Genomic DNA, 2,290 nt, shown 5'->3' on the forward strand with positions numbered 1-2,290 from the left:
CTGCTCGGCGGTGAGGTCGGAGCCCTTGACGCCCTCGGAGGTGGTGGGGAACGCCCAGTCCTCGCCCGGCCCGAGCAGGATGTCGCCGTAGGAGCTGGACAGCTCGGCGGCGGCCAGCTGGGTCTCGTCCAGCGAGGTGAGCAGCGCGACGAACGCGGCCTGCTCCTGCTGCTCGGGCTGCACCGTGACGCCGTCGACCTCGACGGTCTCGAACGGCTCGATGCCGCGGAAGGACGGGGTGGCCCCGGCCAGCTCCCCGTCGACGTAGGTGTTGGCGACGGCGAGGTGGTGCCCGCCGAACTGCAGCTCCCACGTGCCCGAGTCCGAGGGGGTGCCGAGGAAGGCGATGAAGTACTGGTCGCGGTTGTAGGTGTCCCCGCCGCCGTTCTCGCCGAGGTAGTCGTCGGCCGCCAGGTGCTGGAGGATCTCGTCGAAACCCTCGTTCTCGGCGGTCCCGGTGGCGGCGGCCAGCAACGCCTCCAGCGCCGTCCACTGCTCCTCGGACAGCTCGCTGGTCTGCAGGCCGACCCGGCCGGTGCTGGTGCCGCCACCGCCGGGTCCACCGGTGGGCATGCCGGTGGGCATGCCGGTCGGCGCACCGGTCATGGTGCCGCTCGGCGTCGGCGTGCCGGTCGCCGTGCCGGTCGGCGTGCTGGTCGCGGTGCCGGTCGCGGTGCCGCTCGGCGTCGGTGCACCGCCGCCGCCGCCGGCGCCACCGGTGAGCAGCCCGTTGGGCAGGTTCGACCAGTTCGCGGCGTTCTCGAACGTGTACTCCTGGTTGAGCGCGGTGCGCTGGTCCTCGTCGAGCGTCGCGGCGAACGCCTCGGCGAGCGCGACGACGTCGCTGCTGCCCGCGGGGTCCGCGTTGCCCCCGGCGCGGGCCGCGGCGACGGCGACGGCGGTCGAGACGGCGCTCGTGCCGCCGTAGACCTGGGCGGCGGTGAGCGTGGCCGCGTTGGCCTCGAGGTAGGCCTGGGTGCCGGAGCCGATGGACGTGGTGGACCCGGTGAGCAGCAGCGGGTAGCCGGCCTTGCCGGCGGCCGGGCCGGCCGCGAGCGCGTCGATGCGGTAGCCGTTGGCGATGGCGACGCCCGTCTTGGTGAAACCGGCCGCGGTGGCGAGCTGGGAACCGGCGATCGCGGCGGCCGTCCCGGTGCGGTCACCGCCCTGCAGCCGCGTCACGCCGGCGGCGCCGGCGGCGGCCTGCGCCTGTGCGGCGACCTGGGCGCTCACGGCGCCCTCGCCGCCGAGCACGACGACGGAGGTGGGGCCGATGGCCTCGAGCGCCTCGGCGGTGGCGGCGGGGAGCCCGTTCGCGGCGGTGAGCAGGACCGGGACGCCGGCGCGGAAGGCCACGGGCGTCGCGGCGAGCGCGTCGGCGGCCACCTGGTCGCTGCTGACGTCACCGCGGGCGAGGAACACCGTCGTCGGGGCCTCGTCGACGGCCTGCGCGATCTCGGCGGCCGTCGCGTAGCGGTTCGCGCCGCTCACGCGCTCACCGGTGCGCCCGGCGGTCAGCGCGTCGTAGGTGCCGGCCGAGACGGACGCCTCACCGCCCACGACGAGGACCTGCTCGGGGTCCAGCGCCGCGATGGCCGCGGCCGTCTCGGCGGGCACGGACCCCGCGCGGGTCAGCAGCACGGGGGCGTCCACCGCTCCCGCGAGGTAGGCGGCGGAGACCGCGTCGATGCCGTTGGTCTCGCCGTTGGCGACGACGACCGTCTGCGCCGTGGTCCAGGTCGTCTGCGCGATCTGGGCCGCGGTGGCGTAGCGGTTGTCGCCCGCGACGCGCGCGGTGGACGCGCTGGGGTCGAAGCTGGCGTCGGCGACGGCGGCGGGCGCGCCCACGGCGGTCAGCCCGACGAGCACGGCGACACCTGCGCCGATGGTGACCGGGTTCTTCCTGCGGTACGTCGAGCTGTTCACGGGAGCACCTCTCGGAGGGGACGGGCTGAGGGACGGGTCAGGACTTCAGGCCGGCGTAGTCGGTGGTCTTGTCCCGCCACACCGCGTGCGGGTGCGCGCCCTCGAGGACGACGCCGTTCTGCATGGAGGACTCGATCCACACCGAGGGGCCGTCGATGCGGATGTAGTCGCCGATCTGGTCCATCGCCGTGGTGCCCGAGTAGGCGACGTAGGTGTCGTCCAGCTCGCTCTCGTACTTCGCGAGGATGGTGGCGGCGTTGGTGTCGTCGATGTCGCCGACCCACGTCTCGATCGCGGCGAGCAGCAGTTCCTTCTGCTCGGCGGTGAGGTCGGAGCCCTTGACGCCCTCGGAGGTGGTGGGGAA

Annotated in this window: 2 protein-coding genes; both read right to left on the minus strand. The window is 74.5% G+C overall.

Annotated features, from left to right (window positions below; all coding sequences use genetic code 11):
* Nucleotides 1-1,926, minus strand: a 1,926-nt coding sequence (locus ABEB16_RS12895; protein WP_345712653.1) for a cell wall-binding repeat-containing protein, incomplete at its 3' end; no start/stop codon positions are given.
* Nucleotides 1,927-1,963: 37 nt separating this feature from the next.
* On the minus strand, nucleotides 1,964-2,290 hold a 327-nt coding region (locus ABEB16_RS12900; RefSeq protein WP_345712654.1), incomplete at its 5' end, for a DUF3500 domain-containing protein.

Origin of the sequence: Kineococcus glutinatus, from assembly GCF_039542765.1 — a bacterium.
Lineage (GTDB): Bacteria > Actinomycetota > Actinomycetes > Actinomycetales > Kineococcaceae > Kineococcus_A > Kineococcus_A glutinatus.